The 1,966-nt window shown below is 72.7% G+C and carries 1 protein-coding gene; it reads left to right on the top strand.

Features of this window, described 5'->3' with window-relative positions; genetic code table 11:
- Positions 1–377 precede the first annotated feature (377 nt).
- Positions 378–1,847 carry an RICIN domain-containing protein gene (locus ACFXGA_RS35760; protein ID WP_378096030.1) on the top strand — a complete coding sequence of 490 codons (1,470 nt, stop codon included), beginning with the start codon at positions 378–380 and terminating at the stop codon, positions 1,845–1,847.
- The last annotated feature ends 119 nt before the right edge of the window (positions 1,848–1,966 follow it).

Here is a 1,966-nt window from a genome sequence, read left to right as displayed (position 1 = left end):
GCGCGCCCTCGCCCCCCCCCTCCGCGGGGGGGGGGGGGGGGGCGGGGCCGCCCCCCCCCCCCCCCGGGCCCGGCGCAGGCCAACGTATCGGATGTGCGCCGGGCGTGGGGTGGAACGCGTTCGGCCGGGCGAGTGGCGGGAACCCGGCGTCCGCCCTTTGGCGGGATTCCGCCGTTGCCGGGCCGTGACACGTGTGTCGCTGGTCCACAGAGGACTGGATCGCGGGCTTTCGCGTTCGCGGTCGAATGCGTTCGACGCGATCTTCCATACGAGATGCGGCCGTTGACGGGTCATGGGTGCGGCGCAACTCTTCGCGGCGGAGGGTTCCCCTGCGGCGGCTGGTCCGCCGTGCCGCTTCTGGTGAGGAAGGCACGCACATGACAGTGTCGTCAGGCGTCGCGGTCGTGCGGTCGGCCCTGGTGGTCGTCCTGGGTGTGGCCGCGGTGTCGGCGGTGGGACCGCCGGCGGTGGCCGCGACGGTGGACACCTCGGCCGCCTACGTGCTGGTCGCCCGGCACAGCGGCAAGGCCATGCAGGTCCAGTCGGGCGAGGACGGGGCCGCGGTGGTGCAGGCGACCCGGACGGACTCGGTGGCGCAGCAGTTCCAGTTCGTGGACTCCGGGGGCGGGTTCTACCGGTTGCGGTCGCGGTTGGGCGGGAAGGTGCTCGACGTCGCGTCGGCGTCCACGGCCAACGGCGCGCAGGTCGTGGCCTGGACCGACCGCAACGCCCCCCACCAGCAGTTCGGCCTGGTCGACACCGACGGCGGCCACGTCCGCCTGGTCAACCGCAACAGCGGCAAGGCGCTGGACGTGTGGGAACGCTCCACCGCCGACAACGCCCGCGTCTCCCAGTACGACATCACCACCGGCGCCAACCAGCAATGGCAACTCGTCCGCCTCGGCGCCGGCGCGCCGGGCGGCACCGGCGCGCCCACCGACCCGAACGTGAAGTTCTTCGGGCGCTGGAACACCGCCGACCCCACCGCGTACGTGTCGGAGTGGGCGGGCGCGTACGTGGTCGTCGGCTTCACCGGCCGCACGGTGAAGCTCAAGCAGCGCAACGCCATCGACTTCTTCGTGAGCATCGACGGCGGTCCCGACGTGTCCTACGTCAACCGCAGCGGCACGGTGGACCTCACCCCCACGCCGCTGGCCGCGGGCAACCACACTGTGCGCGTGTCCTACCGGCCGGTCGCCGGTTCCTACCGCGGTGACGCGGTCTACCGGGGCGTCGAGCTGGACCCCGGCGCGGTGACGTTCGCCCCGACCGTGCCGGACGAGGTCGTCGAGTTCGTCGGCGACTCCATCACCGTGGGCCAGCAGTCGTCCAAGCAGGCGTTGACGGCCTACGGCTGGCTGGTCGGCGAGCGGCTGGGCGTGGGCCACACCCAGGTCGCCGTGGGCGGCGCGTGCCTGGTCTCCGCGGCCGACGGCTGCATCGGCATGAGCGACCGGTTCCTCAAGACCGGGATCACGAACAACACCGACTGGGACTTCGCCCGGTACGCCGCGACCGTCGTGGTGATCAACCTCGGCACCAACGACGTCGGCCACAGCGTGTCCGGCGCGCAGTTCCAGAGCGCCTACGTGACGCTGATCCAGCGGGCGCGGCAGAAGTACCCGAACGCCACGGTGCTGGCGATGCAGACCTTCCGCAAGCGCTACATCCCCGAGACGCAGGCGGCGGTGCGCATCGTCAACGACCCGAAGGTGCGGTTCGTCGACACCACGGGCTGGATCGTGGAGGCCACCGACACCACGGACAACGTGCACCCGAACGACCAGGGGCACCGCAAGATCGCCGACCGGCTCGCGCCGCTGGTGTCGGCGGCGCTCACCGGCTGACCGGGCGGACCGCCGCGCCGGCTCCGGCAGCGTCGTGGTGAACCCGACGGGTCGGCGGGAGACCGGCGGGAGTGCCTTCGACCCCCCGGCTCGCCGCACGCCCGGGTCCGACCCCTGCC

The sequence above is a fragment of the Actinosynnema sp. NPDC059335 genome (genome assembly GCF_042752395.1).
Classification (GTDB): domain Bacteria; phylum Actinomycetota; class Actinomycetes; order Mycobacteriales; family Pseudonocardiaceae; genus Actinosynnema.
The sequence above is the reverse complement of the archived record's forward strand: the minus strand, read 5'-3'. Positions and strand labels throughout refer to the sequence as shown.

Excerpts from the sequence above, each read along its gene's own strand:
- ACFXGA_RS35760 (WP_378096030.1), top strand. The coding sequence starts at position 378 with ATGACAGTGTCGTCAGGCGTCGCGGTCGTGCGGTCGGCCCTGGTGGTC.